Below are 19,622 nucleotides of genomic sequence, written 5' to 3' on the forward strand. Positions count from 1 at the left end.
ATGCGACTGCCCCGACTAATGGCAGGCGCGCTGTTGGCTGGGACGCTGGCAGCGTCCTCTGCCTTCGCCGCCATCGAAGATAATTCTTCTCCCGTGAGAAACACCTCCATGCCCCAGGACAAACTCTACGACGCGTTGCTTGACACGCTCAACGCCACCTTCGGGCATCATCCTGGGTTTCGCGTAACGCATGCCAAGGGCGTGTTGTTACGTGGCACCTTTACCGCCTCTGAAGCGGCTCCGGCGCTTACTCGAGCAGCTCATTTCCAGGGACAGCCAGTACCGGTATTGATGAGGTTCTCCAACTTCAGTGGCCTGCCTGCTACCGAAGACGGCGACCCGATGGCCAGTCCCCATGGTCTGGCCGTTCGTTTTACGCTACCGGACGGTGAGTCTACGGATATCGTGGCGCACTCGTTCAATGGCTTTCCGGTGGCCACCCCCGAAGACTTCCTAAGCTTTTTGCAAGGCATTGCTGCCAACGTCGCCACACCGTCCGATCCTTTGCCACTGCAAGCATTTCTGGTCACCCATCCAAGGGCACAGCATTTTCTTGAGACGCCCAAGCCAGCACCGAGCAGCTACGTTAGTGCTGAATACTTTGGCGTCAACGCCCTAGTGTTCAGCAACCGTCAGGGTGAAGACCATGTCGGTCGCTATCGCATTGAACCGTTGCTGCCAGAACCTTTATTGAGCGACGAGCAAGCCGCCTCGATGCCTGCCGATTACTTGCAGGACGAAATCGGCGCACGATTGACCAAGGGGACGGTGAAGTTGCGACTCATGGTGCAACTGGCAGCCCCAGGAGATGCCATCGAAGACGGTTCGATTCCTTGGTCGCGCAACCATCAGGAAGTCGAACTTGGGATGTTGACCCTCGACGCTCTTGTTTCGGCAGAGGAACAACAACTCGCCCAGCAGCGGCTTGCCTTCAGCCCCGGACGCTTGCTCGACGGCATTAAGCCAAGTCACGATCCAATGATTCTCGCACGTGAAGGTATCTACCACCGGGCGATGCTCAGGAGGCAACAACAATGAGCATTGACGCCGACATTGGCGTCAGTGTGATTGTGCATGAGGTCAATCCGCAGCATCAGGCCTTGTATGAGCAATGGATGAACAAGGCCATCTATGCCCATCAGCAGTTCCCTGGTTATTTAGCTACTGATGTAGTCAAACCCGTAGGGCCGCAGTTGCGATACGCAATAATCCTGCGCTTTACCAGCAAGTGCCATGTCTTGGCGTGGCTGGGCTCTGACGTGCGCCAGGCATTGCTGCATGAGTCGCGGCCCTGGCTGCGGCAGGATTACCATCGCGTCGACGATGATTCGAAATTCTGGTTTGAGCCGATGCAAGGACGGGCCACAGTTGCACGCTGGAAGCAATGGCTACTGTCCTGGTCGGTAGTCTTGCCATTGTCAGTTTTTATGCCGGGTTTTTTGGCGGTGTTGCTTGAACTTTCTGATCTGCATCTACCCGCTTGGTTGTTCAAGGTGTTGGTGGCTGGGTTAGTGTCCTTCAATATGGTCTATTGGTTGATGCCCATGACGACACGTCTAATGTCACGCTGGTTGTTGCGCTGATCCGCCCAAATAGGAGATTTGCTGCAGCCGAATGTTCGGCACGCACCTCACCGAGATAACACCGATAAAAGAAGCTATAGCGACTTACATGATGAGGGCTACGGACAAACTTCGGGCTCAGCAGTCGCTGTGCAAGAAAATTCGGGTAAGCATCCGTCCTGGAATGTTCAAGCCCCAGGAAGCGAAGTACGCCAATGGAGTGCTGGTGGAATTGCCATAACACTTACGTCAATAGCTTGAGTTGCGCGGAAGATAGCGCGTGGCCCGAAGCTGGAGGCTTTGCGGCCGCCGAACGGCACGTGGTAATCGGTGCCGGCGGTGGGCAGATTGACCATCACGCAGCTGGTTTGGGCGCGGCGCTTGAACTCGCTGGCACCAGGTTGGCCGGCTTGAACACTGCGGCGTTGCCGAAGGCCTGGGCCGGAGCCTTCCAGGCAGCGGTGGCCATGGGGAAGTTCCAAGGGGTGATGATGCCCACACGCCCACCACGCCCACCGGCTCGCGGTGTACCTCGATGTCGATACCGGGGCGCACGGAGGCGGCGGTCTCGCCCATCTGGCGCAATACCTCGGCGGCGTAGTAGTGGAAGAACTGGCCACTGCGGTTGACCTCGTCGATGCCCTCGGCCAGTGGCTTGCCTTCTTCACGGGAGAGCAGTTGGCCGAGCTCTGTTTGCGGGCAATCAGCTCGTCGCCGATGGCCATTAGCAGAAGTTGGCGCGCTTCCAGGCCAGTGGCGGCCCACAGCGGCTGCGCACAGCGGGCGGCCTGGATCGCTAACCGTGTTTGTTCGGCGCTGGCCTGCTGATATTCACCGATCAAGTCGCGGCTGTCCGAGGGACTGTAGTTGCTTAGCGTGGTGTGACCTTCGCACCACTGTCCATCGATGTAGTTTTTGTAGGGAATGAGTGAGATTGAGAAGCCTCCGTTTGCCTGGCTCTCATCTTGCGAGCCATATGTCGCAAATAAAAATTAATAAATAAAATGATTCGATAAGGATTAATAACCATGTTGCCTGAGCTTAAAATCGCCCAGCTGCGCTACTTCCTTCTCGTGGCTGAGCTCAAGAGTTTCCACGCCGCCGCACGCCAGGCCTACCGCACGCAGCCGGCGATGTCCCTGGCGGTGCGCGAGCTGGAGCAGAAGCTGGGCCAGGCGCGGCTATTGGAAGGCACCGATGCCGAATGCTGGTTGGAGCACAGTCGCTTGTTCATCTCCAACATGATCTCGCTGATTGCGATGCTGGAGGAGGGCGTCGGGATCAGTACCTTGCCTTACCTGGCGTTTCCACAGGAGAACGAAAAGCTCGCCTTTTTGCCCCTGGCCGAGCCGAAGGTGGAGCGCCAGATCGGCATGCTCACGCGCAAAGGGCGGGGCCTGTCGCCGGCGGCGGGAGCGTTAATGAAGTTTTTGCAGGCGAACACGGCGCCTTCGGGGGGACAGTTGCCGTTATCCGCTTCTATCCTGCGGCGGATTCATGGGTATGGCCTTGGGATCGGCCCCGACGAGCTTCATTTACTGCGATGGAGGAGGGTGTTCAGCGCCGTTTGTGCCTCCATGCTGTTGAGCCGTTCGATGAACATTAGGTTTTCTTGGCGTAAGGTGGCCTCCAGTTCAACCATCGACGCCTGCTTCAGCAGTTTTCGCGTCTGAAGCAGGGATTGCCGGGGCAGTGCCAGCAGGCGTCGGGCCAAATACTGCGCGGCCGTCAGGCATTTTTCTGCGTCGTCGAACACTTCATTCGCTAATCCACAAGCGACCGCAGCGCCACCATCCAGGCTTTCGCCCCAGAGCAGCATGCGCGCCGCGCGTGCATGGCCAAGCAGGCGGGGCAATAACAGACTGGCGCCGAATTCGGGGCACAGGCCCAGATTCACGAACGGCATGCGAAGCTTGGAATTTTGCGTGACCAGCACCTGATCGCAGTGCAAAAGCAGCGTGGTACCGATTCCGATAGCCACCCCGCAAACAGCTGCAAGCAGCGGTTTTTGCAGGTGGACGACCACGTCCATCAGGCGAAACGGCGGGCTGTCCAGATGAGTAGGTGGATGCTGCAGAAAATCCTCCAGATCGTTACCGCTGGTGAAGCACGAGGGGCCTCCGGTGAGAATGATTGCGCCCGTCTCGTTATCTTCGTCCGCTGCCAGTAACAGGTCGGCCAACTGCGTATACATGCTGTTGTTCAGCGCGTTGAGTTTGTCCGGGCGGTTGAAGGTCAGCGTCAGCAAGCCTTGTTCACGATGTTGTCCGATCAAGTTGTTCATCGGGTGCCTTGTGTGATCGTTGGGTGATCTTTATGGAAGGCACTCTAGACTTCTGTCCTTCGTCGGCGCTATGACAAAACGTGTCACCATAGCTGCTGTTTTTTGCCATCCCGTTCAGTTCGGGAGTGCTCAATCCTGATAGCCCCCCATTTGGGTTATGGCGTCATTGGCCGAATCCCTTAATAGTGAGTCCAACCGGTCATCCAGAACCGGCGTCGCTTGATAAGGTGATTTTGCTATGAGCAAGGCATTCAAGTTGATTTTCAGTACGCTCCTGGTACTCATAGCGGTCGGTGTACAGGCTGGTGAGGAGAATGAGGCCAATACGCTGCGGCTGTACAACTGGGCGGATTACATTGGCGAAAAAACCATCGCCAACTTCGAAAAGGCGTCCGGCATCCACGTGATCTATGACACGTTCGACGCCTATGAAACGGTTCAGGCGAAGCTCATGACCGGTCATTCCGGCTACGATCTGGTCGTGTTGAATGCGTCCCTCGCACCGCCATTGATCCATGCCAAGGTTTTCCAGCCGCTGGATAAGAGTTTATTGCCCCAATGGACCAACCTTGACCCGAAGGTTCTGGAGGGGCAACAGGGATTCGATGCCGGCACGAAGTACTCGGCGCCCTATACCTGGGGCAGTAATGGCATCACCTACAACGTCGACAAGATCAAGGAGCGCATGCCGGACGCGCCGATCGGTTCGTTGGCGATGATCTTCGATCCAAAAATCGTCTCGCGATTCGCCGACTGCGGAGTAACGCTGGTAGATGCGCCAACGGAAGTGATCCCGTTAGCCCTGGTATATCTGGGACGCGACCCTGAGAGCGCTGCGCCGGAAGATTTGAAAGCCGCCCAGGATTTGTTGTTGTCGGTGCGGCCATATATTCGCAAATTCGATTCGGTCAACTACCTGACCAGCCTGCCCAATGGTGACGTGTGCATGGCCATGACCTGGTCAGGTGATTATGCGACGGCAATGGCGCGTGCCGAAGAAGCGAAACTGGATATCAATCTTGCCTACTTTATTCCCAAGGAAGGCTCGTTGATCTGGTTCGACAATATGTACATTCCGGTGGACGCACCCCATGTCGCGAATGCCCACAAGTTCCTCGACTATCTGATGCAGCCTCAGGTGATGGCTGAGGTGAGTGATTACATTCATTACGCCAATAGCAACGCGGCCGCCACTCCGTTGCTGAGTGCCGATGTACGAAACAATCCCGCTATCTACCCCGATGAGCAGACGCGTCAACGGCTGTTTCCACAGAAGAGCCAAAACGCGAAAGACACGCGTGCCATCACTCGGGTCTGGAGCACCGTAAAGAGCGGAATTTAATTCTTCAATTATTTGGTTTGAGGTTTTTTGTATGGTTACTGCAGCCAATAAACAACTGTCAGCTGTTGTAGATGACGCCAGGTTGGTCAGCGCCGATAAAGCTCACTACATGCACGGCTACCACATGTTCGACGAGCACAGCGAACAGGGTTCCTTGAACATTGTGGCGGGTGACGGTGCCTATATCATCGACGCCCATGGCAACCGCTTTCTCGATGCCGTTGGTGGAATGTGGTGCACCAATATCGGATTGGGGCGCGAGGAAATGGCGCTGGCGATTGCCGATCAGGTGCGGCAACTGGCGTATTCGAATCCGTTTTCCGACATGTCCAACAATGTCGCGATCCAACTGTGCGAAAAGCTCGTCAGCCTGGCGCCAGGGGATCTGGATCACGTGTTTCTGACCACGGGTGGCTCTACTGCAGTTGACACCGCGTACCGACTGATTCAGTACTATCAGAACTGCCGTGGCAAACCGGACAAGAAGCATGTAATCGCGCGTTATAACGCCTATCACGGCTCCACGACTCTAACGATGTCAATCGGCAACAAGGCCGCCGACCGGGTGCCTGAATTCGATTACGCCAACGACAGAATTCACCACATCTCCAACCCCAACCCATATCGCGCGCCGAGTGGTATGGACGAGGCGCAGTTCCTTGAATTTCTGGTCAAGGAATTTGAAGACAAGATCCTGTCTATCGGTGCGGATAAGGTGGCGGGTTTTTTTGCCGAGCCGATCATGGGATCCGGCGGAGTGATCATCCCGCCCAAGGGCTACCTCAAGCGCATGTGGGAAGTATGCCAACGCTACGACATTCTTTTTGTCGCTGACGAGGTGGTGACATCGTTTGGCCGGCTGGGCAAGTTCTTCGCTTCTTATGAATTGTTCGATGTGCAACCGGACATTATCACCACCGCCAAAGGGCTGACGTCCGCTTATCTGCCGCTGGGAGCGTGCATTTTTTCCGACCGTATCTGGAAGGTGATTGCCGAACCCGGCCAGGGGCGCTGCTTTACTCACGGTTTTACCTACGGCGGCCATCCTGTGTGCTGTACGGCGGCATTGAAGAACATTGAGATTATCGAAAGAGAAAACCTGCTGGCGCATGTCGACGACGTCGGCGGCTATCTGGAAGAGCGGCTCGCGACACTCTGTAATCTGCCGCTGGTTGGCGAGGTGCGTTGCCAGAAGCTCATGGCATGCGTCGAGTTCGTGGCCGACAAGCGCACTAAAGCGTTGTTTGCCGACGAGATCAACATCGGCGAAATGATTCATTCCCGCGCCCAGGCTCGAGGTTTGCTGGTGCGCCCGATCATGCATCTCAACGTGATGTCACCGCCGCTGATTCTGACGCGTGCTCAGGTCGATGAAATCGTCGAGATCCTGCGGGTGTGCATACTTGAGGTGGCCGCTGAGCTTGAGCAAAGCGGCCAGTATTTCGGCCAATGAATTCAAGTCTGCGATTAACAGGTGCCGGTTCACCCGCTAGACTGCGGGGCATGAACAAACCTGACGAAGAGACGTTGATTGCCTTGCGTTTTGGGGCATTGCATAACTGGCATCGCGACATGCGCGAGGCATTTGCCCATGTCGAGACGCTTGACGCGCTGCAATATCTGGCGTCGGCGTTCGGGCATCTGGTGTCCGTCGAATCGGTGATGATCAGCCTGGAACACAAGGACCGTGCACCGCAGTTGCTGTATCAGCGCGGCATTCCGGAAAAATATCGGGAGTCGATCATCGACCGCTATTTTTCCGGTGGCTACTTGCTTGATCCGTTTTGCCTGGCGGTGGAGCAGGGCCTGGCTGAAGGTTTTTATCATCTTGAGGAAATTGCCCCTGACAACTTCTTTGACAGTGAGTATTACAACACTTACTACTTGAAAGCAGGGAGCTCCGAAGACAGTTTTTATATTGTCGACACGGTGAATGAATCGCAAATATCATTGAGCTTGTTTCAAGGCTTCGGTGGCGAGGCGCTCAAGGCGGAACAACTCAATCTGCTGCGGGCGGTCGAGCCGCTAGTACGGGAGTTCATCCATGAGTTTGGCCAACGCGGTTTGCAGAGCATTGTAGCAACGCGCGCCGATGGCGAAGCCACCACCGCGCATGACGATTTCAAACAGCGATTGCAGGCCGCTTTTGAGAATTTCGGTCGCGATCTGCTGACGCAGCGCGAGCGCGAGGTCGCGCACATGTTACTCCGCGGGCACTCCGTGAAATCCACGGCCAGGCAGTTCGGTATTTCGCCCGAGACTGTCCGCATGCACCGCAAAGGTCTTTATTTAAAGCTGAACGTCAATTCGCAGTCGGAATTATTTGCACTGTTTTTCGTGTGGTTACGGTCGAATTAAGTTATTGCCCATTAGCGAATCCTAATAACAATGAAGGTTACCTTGTTCAGGCAAGCGGCCTCTCTGCGCGAGCGATATAAAGATGGCAGTTGCCTCCGGCGCCTATAAGAAAGCCCTCGAGGGCGACCAGACACCGAAACAGGTGCTGGTCAAAATCGACCGGGTCACGAAGAAGTTCGACGAGACGATTGCCGTGGACGATGTGTCCCTGGAAATCAAGAAAGGCGAGATTTTCGCCCTGCTCGGCGGTTCGGGATCGGGCAAATCCACGTTGCTGCGCATGCTCGCAGGCTTCGAACGGCCCACGGAGGGGCGCATTTTCCTCGATGGCGTAGACATCACTGACATGCCGCCGTACGAGCGGCCGATCAACATGATGTTCCAGTCCTATGCCTTGTTCCCGCACATGACCGTGGCGCAGAACATCGCCTTCGGCCTCAAGCAGGACAAAATCCCCGCCGCTGAAGTCGATGCCCGTGTCGCGGACATGCTCAAGCTGGTTCAGATGAGCCAGTACGCCAAGCGCAAGCCGCATCAGTTGTCCGGTGGTCAGCGTCAGCGTGTGGCCCTGGCGCGTTCGTTGGCCAAGCGACCGAAGCTGTTGCTGCTCGATGAGCCGATGGGCGCGCTGGATAAAAAGCTGCGTTCGCAAATGCAGCTTGAGCTGGTCGAGATCATCGAGCGGGTCGGCGTAACCTGCGTCATGGTGACCCACGACCAGGAAGAGGCCATGACCATGGCCGAGCGCATCGCGATCATGCACCTGGGCTGGATCGCCCAGATCGGCAGCCCGATCGACATCTATGAAACCCCGACCAGCCGTCTGGTCTGCGAGTTCATCGGCAACGTCAACATCTTCGACGGCGAAGTGGTGGACGACGCCGAGGGCCACGCGACCATCACCTGCAAGGACCTGGACCGCCAGATTTACGTGGGCCACGGCATTAGCACCTCGGTGCAGGACAAATCCGTGACCTACGCGATCCGTCCGGAAAAACTGCTGGTGACCCCGACCATGCCGACCTGTGAATACAACTGGTCCAGCGGCAAGGTGCACGACATCGCCTACCTCGGTGGTCACTCGGTGTTCTACGTCGAACTGCCGAGCGGCAAGATCGTCCAGTCTTTCGTCGCCAACGCCGAGCGCCGCGGTCAGCGCCCTACCTGGGGTGACCAGGTTTACGTGTATTGGGAAGACGACAGCGGCGTGGTACTTCGCTCATGAACCTGCGCAAATTCAAACGCCGCCTCAATCGAATAATTCCCGGTGGCCGTCAGATGGTCATCGGGGTTCCGTTCATCTGGCTGTTCCTGTTCTTCATGCTGCCGTTCTTCATCGTCTTGAAGATCAGCTTCGCCGAAGCCGACGTGGCCATTCCGCCGTACACCGAGATTTACAGCTACCTCGACCAAAAAGTGCAGTTGCTGCTTAACCTGAGCAACTACGCAATGCTGGCCGGCGACGAGTTGTACATCGCCGCCTACCTCGGCTCGTTGAAGATGGCGCTGATCAGCACCGTCCTCTGTTTGCTGATCGGCTACCCGATGGCCTACGCCATTGCCAGTGCCCGCAAAGAGATGCAAACGGTGCTGGTGCTGCTGATCATGATGCCGACCTGGACCGCGATCCTGATCCGCGTCTACGCGTGGATGGGCATCCTCAGTAACAACGGTTTGCTCAATGGTTTCCTGATGAGCATGGGCTGGATCGACGAACCGCTGCAGATCCTCAACACCAACCTCGCGGTGTACATCGGCGTCGTTTATTCGTACCTGCCGTTCATGATTCTGCCGCTCTACGCCAACCTGGTGAAGCACGACAACAGCCTGCTGGAAGCCGCATCGGACCTCGGTTCGAGCACCTTCAACAGCTTCTGGAAGATCACCATTCCGCTGTCCAAGAACGGCATTGTCGCGGGTTGCATGCTGGTGTTCATTCCGGTCGTGGGTGAGTTCGTGATCCCGGAACTGCTCGGCGGTCCGGAAACCCTGATGATCGGCAAAGTGCTCTGGCAAGAGTTCTTCAACAACCGTGACTGGCCGGTGGCGTCTGCCCTGGCGGTGGTGATGCTGGCGATCCTGATTGTGCCGATCATCCTGTTCAACCGTAGTCAGGCCAAAGAAATGGAGGGCAAAGAATGAAGCGCTTTCGTTTCTCAAGCTTGATGTTGGTGCTGGGTCTGCTGTTCATCTACGCGCCAATGCTGATCCTGGTGATCTACTCGTTCAACGCCTCGAAACTGGTGACGGTGTGGGGTGGTTGGTCGATCAAGTGGTACGTCGGTTTGATGGACAACACGCAACTGATGGGGTCGGTGGTGCGCTCGCTGGAAATCGCCTGCTACACGGCGGTGGCGGCGGTGGCGCTGGGTACATTGGCCGCGTTCGTGCTGACCCGTATCACCCACTTCAAGGGTCGTACGCTGTTCGGTGGCCTGGTCACCGCGCCGCTGGTGATGCCCGAAGTGATCACCGGTCTGTCGCTGTTGCTGCTGTTCGTGGCCATGGCGCAGATGATCGGTTGGCCACAGGAGCGGGGCATCATCACCATCTGGATCGCCCACACCACGTTCTGTGCGGCGTATGTGGCGGTGGTGGTGTCGGCGCGTTTGCGTGAGCTGGACCTGTCCATCGAAGAGGCGGCCATGGATTTGGGTGCGCGGCCGTGGAAGGTGTTTTTCCTGATCACCATTCCGATGATCGCGCCCTCGCTGGGTGCCGGCGGCATGATGTCCTTCGCCCTGTCGCTGGACGACCTGGTGTTGGCCAGCTTCGTCTCGGGGCCGGGTTCGACGACCCTGCCGATGGAAGTGTTCTCGGCGGTGCGTCTGGGCGTGAAGCCCGAGATCAATGCCGTGGCCAGTCTGATTCTGCTGGCGGTATCGCTGATGACGTTCCTGGTCTGGTTCTTCAGCCGTCGTGCCGAAGAAAGTCGCAAACGTGCGATTCAGCAGGCGATCGAAGAAGGTGCCGTTGCATCGGCCAAGCCACAACCTATTGCCCCCCTTCAAAAACGCACCGAGCGCTCCGAAGCTGCTCCAGTCACCTGACCCTCGATGTCATTCCGGCAACCGCCTCAACTTTTTTGCAGGGTGGTCCGGACCGGCAGTGGCCGCAGTTTCTGCGAGCCGGTTGTACCTGGAAAAACCAACGTAGCTGCGGGCGCCGTTAGAACGTTGGCGGGGTAATCACCCAGATCACCACCGCATCCACCTCGCCAGGGTTGCCATAGCGGTGCGGTTCCTGGCTGGAAAAGCTGAAGCTGTCGCCTTCGTTGAGCTGAAAGTAGCGCTCGCCGACCCACAACTCGAAACTGCCGGACAGCAAGTAACCGGCTTCTTCGCCTTCGTGGCTGTAGCTTTGCTGGCTATAGGTGCCGGGCGGAAAGCGCGAATGGAGCATTTCCAGTTGCCGGTTGGGTGGTGGGGTCAGGAGCTGGTCGACGATGCCGTCTTCGTAATGCACGCTCAGACGACTGTTTTTGCGCACCACCACGCCATCGTCCTCGGGGGCGGTGTTGGCTTCGCTGGCGAAGAACCACTGGATGGTCACACCGAGGCTACGGGCAATGTTGAACAGCGCCGGAATTGACGGGTAGGCGAGATTGCGTTCCAGTTGGCTGATGTAGCCCGCTGTCAGCTCACTCAATTGCGCCAGTTCCGCTAGGGTCATGCCCCGGCGTTTGCGCAGGCCGCGAATCCGCGTGCCGAGAAAGTGCGGTTCGGCGGTGCCGATTGCGGGCGGTGTATTGCTGTTGTTGCTCATGGTGAGTTCCGAACCGGGTCGAACATGAACCCCGTAGGAGCGAGCTTGCTCGCGATGGACTCACAGACGCCGCTTCCAACCAGTAAGCGCGCATTAAGGAGCATCTCGAGCAAGCTCGCTCCAACAGGGTAAAAGCCCGGAGTATAAACGGGCTTAAAGCGCCCAGGCGACTTTCAAACCTTCATAAATCGCTTCTTCGGCGGTGCGCGGCGCCAGGCAATCGCCGATGCGTCGAAATTCCACCAGGCCTTGCAGTTCCGCGCCAAGAGTATCCACGGGTTGATGACCCTGACACAACACAAGCGTGTCGATATTTTCCAGCAACATGGGTTCGCCACTGGCGGTGTGTTGCAAGTAAACGGTGTTGTCGTCACAACCGTACAGCCGCGCGTAAGGGGTGATGGGAATGCCCAGTCTGTGCAGCTCACCGGCCAGTTGGTCACGCACGTACAGCGGCAGGTTTTCCCCGCAATGGGTGCCATTGACCGCCAGTTGCACTTGATGGCCGGCACGGGTCAGACGCTCGGCGATGCCGGGGCCGATCCAGTCGCAACGCCAATCGACCACCACCACCGAACGGCCGATTTGCACTTCGTCGCGCAGCACCTGCCAGGCATCCACCACCTGCAATTCACCCCCGCGTTCGAACGCCGGCCAGTATGGCTCGGCACCCGTGGCAACAATCACCATCTCCGGTTTTTCCCGTTCCACCAGTGCCCGGTCGACCCGGGTGTTGCGCACTACTCGTACCCCGGCCAATTCCATTTCCCGTTGCAGATTGGTGATCGCGCCACCGAATTCGCTGCGCCGTGGCAGCAATTGCGCCAACAGCACTTGGCCGCCAAGTTGTGAACTGGCTTCGTACAGCGTCACATCATGCCCGCATTGCGCCGCCACCGCAGCGGCTTTCATCCCGGCCGGACCACCGCCGGCAATCATGATGCGCTTGCGTGTTGGCGCCGGTTGCCGCGCTCCGAAGATCAACTCGCGACCGGTTTCAGGGTGCTGGATGCAGGAAATTGGCAAACCTTTGTGAAAGTGCCCGATGCACGCCTGATTGCAGGCGATGCAGGCGCGCACGTCTTCGGCGCGGCCGGCATTGGTCTTGTTGGGCATTTGCGGGTCGCAGATCAACGCCCGGGTCATGCCGCACACATCGGCCTGACCCCGGGCCAGAATCAGTTCGGCTTCCTGCGGTTGGTTGATGCGCCCGGTGACGAACAGTGGAATGCTCAATCCGGCCTTGAAGGTGCCAGCCTCTTTGGCCAGGTACGCCGCTTCAATCGCCATCGGCGGCACGATGTGCACCGCGCCACCCAGGGACGCTGAGGTGCCGGCGACGATGTGCACGTAATCCAGTTGTGGTTGCAGCGATTGCACGGCAGCCAGGGATTCGTTTTCGGTCAGGCCTTCAGGGTCGCGCTCGTCGGCGGAGATGCGCAGGCCGATGATGAACTGCTCGTCGGTGCTGGCCCGTATCGCGGCGATGACTTCGCGCAGGAAGCGCAGACGATGTTCCAGCTCACCGTTGTAGCCGTCGGTTCGGCGGTTGACTCGGGGGTTGATGAATTGCGCTGGCAGGTAGCCGTGACTGGCGACCACTTCGACGCCATCGATCCCGGCCTGATGCAGACGCTGGGCGGCAGCGGCATAACCGGCGACAATCTCGTCGATCATCGCCTGATCCAGTGCGCGCGGCATCACCCGGAAACGTTCATTGGGCACCGCCGAAGCGGAGTAGGCCACGGCCAGCAGGCCATCGCTGGACTCCATGATTTCCCGCCCCGGATGGAACACCTGCGACAGCACCAAGGTGCCGTGAGCGTGGCAGGTTTGCGCGATTTTCCGGTAGCCATCGATGCAGGCATCGTCGGTGGCCATCAGCACGTGGGAGGTGTACCGCGCGCTGTCATGCACACCGGCCACTTGCAGCACGATCAGCCCAACCCCACCTTCGGCACGCGCCCGGTGATAGGCGATCAGCTGTTCGTTGACCAGGTTGTCGGTGGGCATCGAGGTGTCATGACCGCTGGACATGATGCGGTTTTTCAGGCGTTTGCCACGGATCTGCAAGGGTTCGAACAGGTGCGCATACGCTGGGGTCGGGCTCGGCATGGTACGGGTACTCCGGGCAGGCTGGAGCCGAAAGGCCGGGTTTCGGCGTTGTAATTATTGGTCTATATAAATTTACCCTCAGTAACAAATCAACTTGTTTTTTTACTGAGGCTTGCAGTAGTTTCGTTTCGAGCCCGCTCCTGGGGCGAACCTCACCAACAATAAAAAAGGGCTATGCCGACCGATATTCGGCTTTGCACCTGTACGAGGAACCACTGATGAAAACGAATACGCTCAAGCACGGTTTTTATCCCTTGGTGTTGACCCTGGCCATCGGCCTGGGCAGCGCTCAGGCAGCTTCGGACATGGTGGTGGTCGGATACGGCGGGGCCGGACAAAAAGCCCAGGACGTGGCGTTCTTCCAACCGTTTAGCGCAGTGGATCAAAGCAAGGTCATCCAGAGCGAATACAACGGCGAAATGGCCAAGATCAAAGTCATGGTCGACACCGGCAATGTCGATTGGGACGTGGTGCAGATCGAAGGCCCGGACCTGATGCGCGGCTGCGAAGAAGGCATGTATGAACGTCTGGACTGGACCCGCCTGGGCCACGCCGGGCAGTTGATCCCCGAGGCCGCGCAGGAGTGCGGTTCAGCGGCGCTGGTGTGGAGCGTTGCGATTGCCTACGACACCGACAAACTGGCCAAGGCTCCGACCTCATGGGCCGATTTCTGGGACGTGCAGAAAATTCCCGGCAAACGTGGCCTGCGCAAACGCGCGGTGTACAACCTGGAGTTCGCCTTGCTCGCTGACGGGGTGAAGGTCGAGGATGTCTACAAGGTGCTCAATACCCCACAGGGCGTAGACCGGGCGTTTGCCAAACTCAATCAGATCAAGCCGTACATCCAGTGGTGGGAAGCGGGCGCACAACCGGCGCAATGGCTGACCGCCGGCGATGTGGTGATGACTTCAACCTACAGCGGACGCATCGCCGCCGCCGCGCAAAGCGGCAGTCATCTGGGGCTGGTCTGGCCCGGCAGCCTGTACGGCATGGACTACTGGGCGATCATCAAAGGCTCCAAACACGTCGATCAGGCCCAGCGCTTTATCGCCTTTGCCAATCAGCCGGATGCCCAGGTCAAGTACGTGCAGCAGATCCCCTATGGCCCGACCAACACCGAGGCCGTTGCGCGGCTGGACGATAAACTCGCGCAATGGGTGCCGACTGCGCCGCAGAACCTCAAGGGCGCGCTGTCGATGGACGTCGGTTTCTGGGTCGACCATGGCGAGGAGCTTGAAGAGCGCTTCAACGCCTGGGCGAGCAAATAGCTGACTGCGGCTGAACGTCCATGCACGCCGCGAAGACGCACAATGCGTGCTGCATACCCACACCAAATCCAGTTGGCCGCGCAAACTGCCGGTGAGCTGGTTACCCCCCGCCGAGGTGTGCGAACACACCAAGCGCCAGTTCAACGACCCTGGTCGGCCGCTGGACGAGGGTGAACTCAGCGACCCCGATGGGATGCAGCTGGCGTGGGCAAGCCTCGCTCCAGGTTTTGCTTCGTGTCGATAATGGTGGAACAACCCAAATCTGTAGGAGCGAGGCTTGCCCGCGATTGGGGCGCTACGGTCTCCCGGACGCGCAACTGACTGGAGACATGCCACGCTCTTGCTGTACAGTCGTTCAGCTTGCAATGACAGCGCGAGCCCCAGTGATTGAATCCAGGAGCGTGTTACCCATGAATCAGGAAGCCCGTTTTTCCCGCATGGAACCGGAGTTGCGCAAGGCCAATCTGATCGAGGCAACGCTGGAATGCCTCAAGCGCCACGGCTTTCAGGGTGCGTCGATCCGCAAGATATCCGCCGAGGCGGGTGTTTCGGTAGGCCTGATCAGCCATCACTATTCCGGCAAGGATGAGCTGGTGGCCGAGGCCTATATGGCGATCACCGGGCGGGTCATGAGCCTGCTGCGCGACGCCATGGAGCAGGCCGCACCCACTGCCCGCGAGCGCTTGTCGGCGTTTTTTCGCGGCTCGTTCTCCACCGAATTGCTCGACCCGCAGTTGATCGATGCCTGGCTGGCGTTCTGGGGGGCGGTGAAAACCGCCGAGGCGATCAATAAGGCTCACGATCATTCCTACGGCGAGTATCGCGGCATCTTGCGCAAGGTGCTGCTGGAACTGGCGCAGGAAGAGGGTTGGGAACACTTCGACGGCGATCTCGCCGCGATTAGCCTGAGTGCCTTGCTCGATGGCCTGTGGCTGGAGTACGGGCTCAATCCCGGCACCTTTACCCCGGAGCAGGGCATCCAGATTTGCGAAGCCTGGGTCGACGGATTGCAGGCCGGTGGCCGCCAGCGTTTTTGCGTGCAGACGAGCAGTTGTTGATCACCTGTTCAGTAGTGACTACTCTCTACCGCTGATGCAGAAAAACACTCTAATAAGAAATACGCCCTCGGGCCTGTGCAGGACACCAAGCAATGACGCCTCGGGTACTGATTGTCGATGACGATCCGCTGATTCGTGAACTGTTGCACGCCTACTTGTCCCAGGAGGGCTACGACGTTCATTGCGCCGCCACGGCGGAACTGGCCGAAACCTTCCTGGCCAGCCAGACCGTGGACCTGGTCATGCTCGATATCCGCCTGCCGGGCAAGGACGGCCTGACCCTGACCCGAGAGTTGCGGGTGCGTTCGGAAGTCGGGATTATCCTGATCACCGGGCGCAACGATGAAATCGATCGTATCGTCGGCCTTGAATGCGGTGCCGATGACTATGTGATCAAACCCCTCAATCCACGCGAGCTGGTGTCCCGGGCGAAAAACCTGATTCGCCGAGTTCGTCACGCGCAGATTCCTCAACCGGTGGCCACAGTCCCCAGACCCGTCAAACAGTTCGCCGATTGGGCGCTGGACACCGACCGCCGACGCCTGATCGATCAGGCCGGCAGTGAAACCCTGCTCACCCACGGCGAATACCAGCTGCTCAGCGTGTTCCTGCGCAACAGCGGTCACACCCTGAGCCGCGACCAGTTGATGGACCAGATCCGCAACCGCGAATGGGTGCCCAACGACCGCTCAATCGATGTGCTGGTGGGCCGCTTGCGCCGCAAGCTGCACGACGACCCGGCAGAACCGCAGTTGATCATCACCATCCACGGCGCCGGTTACCTGTTCACTGCCAGCCTCGCTGCGTGAGGGCCGTGGCGCGACTGTTTTGCCTGCTGTTGGTGCTGGTGACAGGCAACACGCTGGCGGCGGAGAAGGTGCGCTATTGCGACTATCCGGTGTACCCGCCGATTTCCTGGAGCGACGGCAAACAGGTCCGGGGCCTGGCGCCGAGCGTAGTGAAAATCCTGTTCGGTCAATTGGGCTACGAAGTCGAAATCGTGGTGCTGGGCAACTGGAAGCGTTGCCTGCTCGACGCCGCCGAAGGCCGGGTCGACGTGGTGCTGGCCTACACCACCGCGCAACGGGAACAGAGCATGTTGTTTTCCACGGTGCCGGTGCTGCGCGAAGAGGTGGCGGTGTTCATCAATCGCCAGCACCCGGTGAAATTCGAACGGCTGGAAGACCTGGCCCGCTACCGGGGCGGATTGCTGTTTGGCGAAAGTTATGGCGTGGAATTCGATCGTATGGTCGCGCAAAACAACAACATTGAATGGGTCTCCGACAGCCGCCAGAACTTCGGCAAACTGATTCGCGGGCGCATCGACTTCATCACCCAGGAGCGCCGCACCGGGCAGTTGTACGTGGAAAAAATGCCCGGAGCGCAAGACATCGTTGCGTTACCCAATGCCCTCAGCGTGGACTACCTGCGAGTCGCCGTTTCACGCCGCTCGCCACTGGCCGCTCGCATGCCAGACATCAATGCGCAATTGCAGCGCATGGTCGATGGCGGCGATATCGAGCGTCTGCTCAATGAAAGCGAAGTCACCTACCGCGACATGATCAACCTGCCGGCGAACGCGCCATGATCCACGCCCGCCCTGGTGGACTGTTGCGGCGCCTGCTGCTGTTCATTCTGTTGTTCAGCCTGTGTTTCACCGTGCTCGCCAGTACCGTGCAGTTGTACATCGAATATCGCCGGGAGATGCGCGAGATCGACTCGCGCATGGAGCTGATCCGCGCCGGCTACCTGGCGAGCCTGGAGCGCAGCCTGTGGGATCTGAACCTGGAACAATTGAATGTGCAGTTGCGCGGTCTGGTGGACTTTTCCGATGTGGCGCGGGTGCACCTGATCAGTCCGGATTACGATCTGCTGCACGGTAACCCGGTGCCGGTGGGGCCGCTGCGTATCGAGCGTTTTGCCCTGGACTACCAACCGCCATCCGGCCCGTTGCGCCATCTCGGCGAACTGGAAGTCAGTACCGATCTGGGTGCGGTGTATCAGCGCCTGTATGCCACCGGGCTGACCAGTCTGCTGTGGATGGGCGTGTTCCTCTGTGGCCTCGCGGTGGCGTTGTCCGGTTTGTTTTACCGATTGGTCACCCGTCACCTGCAAGTTATGGCCGAGTTCGCCCGGCGTATCGCTGCCGGTGAATGGCACGAGCCTTTACGCGTGGACAAAAATCGTGGTGCCTATAACGATGAAATCGACACCGTGGCCAACGCCCTGGATGACATGCGCCGGGCGATCCTCATTGATATCGACCGCCGGGAAACCGACCGCCTGGCGTTGCAGGACAATCGCGATGAATTGCTGCGCAGGGTCGAGCGGCGCACCGCCAGCTTGATGCGCGCCAAGGACGAGGCCGAAGCGGCCAATCAGGCCAAGTCGCGCTTTCTGGCGACCATGAGCCACGAGCTGCGCACGCCGCTCAACGGCATCCTCGGCATGGCCGAATTGTTGCGCGGTGCCAACCTGGACGAGCGCGACAGCCAACGTCTGGATGCACTGCGCAAGGCTGGCGAGGGTTTGCTGACGATCCTCAATGAAGTGCTGTATTTCGCCAAGCTGGAGGAGGGCGCAAGCCTGCCCGAACCGGTGGGTTTCTCGATTCGCCAACTGCTCGACGAAGTGTTGACTCTGCTGGAACCCAAGGCGTTGAGTAACGACACGATCCTGCATTGCCAAGTCGATCAACGGCTGGCTGAACATCACCATGGCGCCGAGCAATTCCTGCGACAGGTGTTGAGTAACCTGTTGGCCAACGCGATCAAGTTCACCGAAGGCGGGGAAGTCAGCGTCGAGGTGGCGTTGCTCACCCAGCCTGAAGGGCACAGCGGGCAACATATGCGGGTGAGTGTAACGGACGACGGGATCGGCATCGCACCGGCGATGCAGGCGAAAATCTTCGAGCGCTTCACTCAGGCCAGCGAGGAAGTGGCGCAGCGCTTTGGCGGCACCGGGCTGGGGCTGGCGATCTGCAAGCATCTTGTGGAGCACATGGGCGGATGTATCGGCGTTGACAGTGAAGTCGGGCGCGGTAGTTGTTTCTGGTTCGAGCTGACGTTGCAGCCCGCCATCGGTGCAGTAGCCGTTACGCCGGTGGCTGTCGTGGAATCAGCACTCAAGGTTCTGGTGGTTGAGGACGTGGCCCTGAACCGCGAAGTGGTCCAGGGCCTGCTGCAACGGGACGGTCATCAAGTGTGGTTGGCCGAAGAGGGCGAACAGGCGTTAGTGCAGTGCGCTGTCCAGACGTTCGATTTGATTCTGCTGGACGTGCATCTGCCGGGTATCAGTGGTGTCGAGTTATGCAAGCAGATCCGCCTCAACGACGGACCGAACCGCCAGACCCGCATCTTCGCCCTGACGGCCAGCGTGCAACCTTCGCTGGTGCGCGGGTATCTGGATGCGGGCATGGACGGCGTACTGGCCAAACCGTTGATACTGGACAACCTGCGTCAGGCTTTGGCCGGGCAGACGCCGGACCGGGAACCTGCGCCGGATGACAACGTCATGGACTGGCCGTTGCTGCAAACCCATCGCAGCTTGCTCGGTGAGCAAAAGGTGCAGGGTCTGCTATCGATGCTGCGCGACTCGATCCTGCAGCACCGGGAGTCGCTGCGCGAAGCCACCGAGGCCGAGGATTGCACCGAAGTCGCGCACCTGGCGCATCGCTTGGCCGGCAGCTGTGACTCGCTAGGCTTTCGAGCGTTGGCCGCTGTATTGCGGACACTGGAAGAAGTGGCGCAGGTCAACGACGAGTCGGCCATCCGTGAGCTGGCGCCACGGGTTCATGAGCAATTGCAACGCTCACTTCAAACCCTGGAACACCTGTTGCAGAGCTGACGTACAAGCCCGCCGTACAATATC

General features: G+C 58.7%; 17 protein-coding genes and 4 pseudogenes. 16 read left to right on the plus strand and 5 right to left on the minus strand.

Annotated features, from left to right (window positions below):
- Positions 1-18 precede the first annotated feature (18 nt).
- The 3 genes and pseudogenes from ACYZT0_RS10685 to ACYZT0_RS10695 all read left to right on the plus strand — a co-directional run.
- Positions 19-1,038 carry a catalase family peroxidase gene (locus tag ACYZT0_RS10685; RefSeq protein WP_462045797.1) on the plus strand — a complete coding sequence of 340 codons (1,020 nt, stop codon included), beginning with the start codon at positions 19-21 and terminating at the stop codon, positions 1,036-1,038.
- Complete coding sequence (locus ACYZT0_RS10690) at positions 1,035-1,583, plus strand: hypothetical protein (RefSeq protein WP_462045798.1); 549 nt, start codon at positions 1,035-1,037, stop codon at positions 1,581-1,583. The genes ACYZT0_RS10685 and ACYZT0_RS10690 overlap by 4 nt, the downstream gene beginning before the upstream one ends.
- Positions 1,582-1,800, plus strand: a pseudogene (locus tag ACYZT0_RS10695) (DinB/UmuC family translesion DNA polymerase); the annotation flags it as partial. The gene ACYZT0_RS10690 and the pseudogene ACYZT0_RS10695, both read left to right, overlap by 2 nt.
- Before the next feature lie 117 nt (positions 1,801-1,917).
- Here the strand turns inward: ACYZT0_RS10695 and ACYZT0_RS10700 are convergent.
- The gene (locus ACYZT0_RS10700) at positions 1,918-2,061 is read right to left on the minus strand and encodes an aldehyde dehydrogenase family protein (RefSeq protein WP_462045799.1); all 144 of its coding nucleotides are present in this window, start codon (positions 2,059-2,061) and stop codon (positions 1,918-1,920) included.
- A 59-nt stretch (positions 2,062-2,120) separates the two neighbouring features.
- Positions 2,121-2,404, minus strand: a pseudogene (locus tag ACYZT0_RS10705) (aldehyde dehydrogenase family protein); the annotation flags it as partial.
- 186 nt (positions 2,405-2,590) lie between these two features.
- On the opposite strand from ACYZT0_RS10705, the pseudogene ACYZT0_RS10710 reads away from it, so the two are divergent.
- A pseudogene (locus ACYZT0_RS10710) lies at positions 2,591-3,019 on the plus strand (LysR family transcriptional regulator); the annotation flags it as partial.
- 74 nt (positions 3,020-3,093) lie between these two features.
- On the opposite strand, the gene ACYZT0_RS10715 reads toward ACYZT0_RS10710, so the two are convergent.
- Positions 3,094-3,846: an enoyl-CoA hydratase gene (locus ACYZT0_RS10715; RefSeq protein WP_462045800.1), complete on the minus strand. Its 753-nt coding sequence runs from the start codon at positions 3,844-3,846 to the stop codon at positions 3,094-3,096.
- Between the two features lie 238 nt (positions 3,847-4,084).
- On the opposite strand from ACYZT0_RS10715, the gene ACYZT0_RS10720 reads away from it, so the two are divergent.
- From ACYZT0_RS10720 to ACYZT0_RS10745, 6 genes are all read left to right on the plus strand, one after another.
- Positions 4,085-5,188 (plus strand): polyamine ABC transporter substrate-binding protein, encoded by a 1,104-nt coding sequence (locus ACYZT0_RS10720; protein WP_462045801.1) that lies wholly within the window; start codon positions 4,085-4,087, stop codon positions 5,186-5,188.
- Positions 5,189-5,219: 31 nt separating this feature from the next.
- The gene (locus ACYZT0_RS10725; protein WP_462045802.1) at positions 5,220-6,641 is read left to right on the plus strand and encodes an aminotransferase; all 1,422 of its coding nucleotides are present in this window, start codon (positions 5,220-5,222) and stop codon (positions 6,639-6,641) included.
- Positions 6,638-7,546 carry a helix-turn-helix transcriptional regulator gene (locus ACYZT0_RS10730; RefSeq protein ID WP_462045803.1) on the plus strand — a complete coding sequence of 303 codons (909 nt, stop codon included), beginning with the start codon at positions 6,638-6,640 and terminating at the stop codon, positions 7,544-7,546. Before ACYZT0_RS10725 ends, ACYZT0_RS10730 begins: the two co-directional genes overlap by 4 nt.
- Before the next feature lie 82 nt (positions 7,547-7,628).
- On the plus strand, positions 7,629-8,771 hold the full coding sequence (locus ACYZT0_RS10735; RefSeq protein WP_462045804.1) for an ABC transporter ATP-binding protein: 1,143 nt from the start codon (positions 7,629-7,631) through the stop codon (positions 8,769-8,771).
- Positions 8,768-9,688 (plus strand): ABC transporter permease subunit, encoded by a 921-nt coding sequence (locus tag ACYZT0_RS10740; RefSeq protein WP_462043748.1) that lies wholly within the window; start codon positions 8,768-8,770, stop codon positions 9,686-9,688. The genes ACYZT0_RS10735 and ACYZT0_RS10740 overlap by 4 nt, the downstream gene beginning before the upstream one ends.
- Entirely contained in the window at positions 9,685-10,596 is a 912-nt protein-coding gene (locus ACYZT0_RS10745) for an ABC transporter permease subunit (protein WP_462045805.1), read from the plus strand. Before ACYZT0_RS10740 ends, ACYZT0_RS10745 begins: the two co-directional genes overlap by 4 nt.
- A gap of 118 nt (positions 10,597-10,714) precedes the next feature.
- Here ACYZT0_RS10745 and ACYZT0_RS10750 read toward each other — a convergent pair whose 3' ends face one another.
- Positions 10,715-11,311, minus strand: a complete 597-nt coding sequence (locus ACYZT0_RS10750) for a cupin domain-containing protein (RefSeq protein ID WP_415764999.1) — start codon at positions 11,309-11,311, stop codon at positions 10,715-10,717.
- Positions 11,312-11,464: 153 nt separating this feature from the next.
- Positions 11,465-13,426, minus strand: coding sequence for an oxidoreductase (locus tag ACYZT0_RS10755; protein ID WP_462045806.1), 1,962 nt, complete (start codon positions 13,424-13,426; stop codon positions 11,465-11,467).
- Between the two features lie 218 nt (positions 13,427-13,644).
- On the opposite strand from ACYZT0_RS10755, the gene ACYZT0_RS10760 reads away from it, so the two are divergent.
- The 6 genes and pseudogenes from ACYZT0_RS10760 (at position 13,645) to ACYZT0_RS10785 (ending at position 19,598) form a co-directional block, all read left to right on the plus strand.
- Positions 13,645-14,694 (plus strand): ABC transporter substrate-binding protein, encoded by a 1,050-nt coding sequence (locus ACYZT0_RS10760; protein WP_462045807.1) that lies wholly within the window; start codon positions 13,645-13,647, stop codon positions 14,692-14,694.
- Between the two features lie 63 nt (positions 14,695-14,757).
- A pseudogene (locus tag ACYZT0_RS10765) lies at positions 14,758-14,938 on the plus strand (class II aldolase/adducin family protein); the annotation flags it as partial.
- A gap of 166 nt (positions 14,939-15,104) precedes the next feature.
- A complete protein-coding gene (locus ACYZT0_RS10770; protein ID WP_462045808.1) occupies positions 15,105-15,752 on the plus strand; it encodes a TetR family transcriptional regulator C-terminal domain-containing protein in 648 nt (215 codons plus the stop codon).
- A gap of 92 nt (positions 15,753-15,844) precedes the next feature.
- Positions 15,845-16,561, plus strand: coding sequence for a response regulator (locus tag ACYZT0_RS10775; protein WP_462045809.1), 717 nt, complete (start codon positions 15,845-15,847; stop codon positions 16,559-16,561).
- A gap of 5 nt (positions 16,562-16,566) precedes the next feature.
- Entirely contained in the window at positions 16,567-17,340 is a 774-nt protein-coding gene (locus ACYZT0_RS10780) for a substrate-binding periplasmic protein (protein ID WP_462045810.1), read from the plus strand.
- Positions 17,337-19,598: an ATP-binding protein gene (locus ACYZT0_RS10785; protein WP_462045811.1), complete on the plus strand. Its 2,262-nt coding sequence runs from the start codon at positions 17,337-17,339 to the stop codon at positions 19,596-19,598. The genes ACYZT0_RS10780 and ACYZT0_RS10785 overlap by 4 nt, the downstream gene beginning before the upstream one ends.
- The last annotated feature ends 24 nt before the right edge of the window (positions 19,599-19,622 follow it).

The organism is Pseudomonas sp. ZS1P83 (assembly GCF_054897825.1).

Coding starts and splice junctions, on each gene's coding strand:
- ACYZT0_RS10685 (WP_462045797.1), top strand. CDS start 19: ATGGCAGGCGCGCTGTTGGCTGGGACGCTGGCAGCGTCCTCTGCCTTC.
- ACYZT0_RS10690 (WP_462045798.1), top strand. CDS start 1,035: ATGAGCATTGACGCCGACATTGGCGTCAGTGTGATTGTGCATGAGGTC.
- ACYZT0_RS10715 (WP_462045800.1), bottom strand. CDS start 3,846: ATGAACAACTTGATCGGACAACATCGTGAACAAGGCTTGCTGACGCTG.
- ACYZT0_RS10720 (WP_462045801.1), top strand. CDS start 4,085: ATGAGCAAGGCATTCAAGTTGATTTTCAGTACGCTCCTGGTACTCATA.
- ACYZT0_RS10725 (WP_462045802.1), top strand. CDS start 5,220: ATGGTTACTGCAGCCAATAAACAACTGTCAGCTGTTGTAGATGACGCC.
- ACYZT0_RS10730 (WP_462045803.1), top strand. CDS start 6,638: ATGAATTCAAGTCTGCGATTAACAGGTGCCGGTTCACCCGCTAGACTG.
- ACYZT0_RS10735 (WP_462045804.1), top strand. CDS start 7,629: ATGGCAGTTGCCTCCGGCGCCTATAAGAAAGCCCTCGAGGGCGACCAG.
- ACYZT0_RS10740 (WP_462043748.1), top strand. CDS start 8,768: ATGAACCTGCGCAAATTCAAACGCCGCCTCAATCGAATAATTCCCGGT.
- ACYZT0_RS10745 (WP_462045805.1), top strand. CDS start 9,685: ATGAAGCGCTTTCGTTTCTCAAGCTTGATGTTGGTGCTGGGTCTGCTG.
- ACYZT0_RS10750 (WP_415764999.1), bottom strand. CDS start 11,311: ATGAGCAACAACAGCAATACACCGCCCGCAATCGGCACCGCCGAACCG.
- ACYZT0_RS10755 (WP_462045806.1), bottom strand. CDS start 13,426: ATGCCGAGCCCGACCCCAGCGTATGCGCACCTGTTCGAACCCTTGCAG.
- ACYZT0_RS10760 (WP_462045807.1), top strand. CDS start 13,645: ATGAAAACGAATACGCTCAAGCACGGTTTTTATCCCTTGGTGTTGACC.
- ACYZT0_RS10770 (WP_462045808.1), top strand. CDS start 15,105: ATGAATCAGGAAGCCCGTTTTTCCCGCATGGAACCGGAGTTGCGCAAG.
- ACYZT0_RS10775 (WP_462045809.1), top strand. CDS start 15,845: ATGACGCCTCGGGTACTGATTGTCGATGACGATCCGCTGATTCGTGAA.
- ACYZT0_RS10785 (WP_462045811.1), top strand. CDS start 17,337: ATGATCCACGCCCGCCCTGGTGGACTGTTGCGGCGCCTGCTGCTGTTC.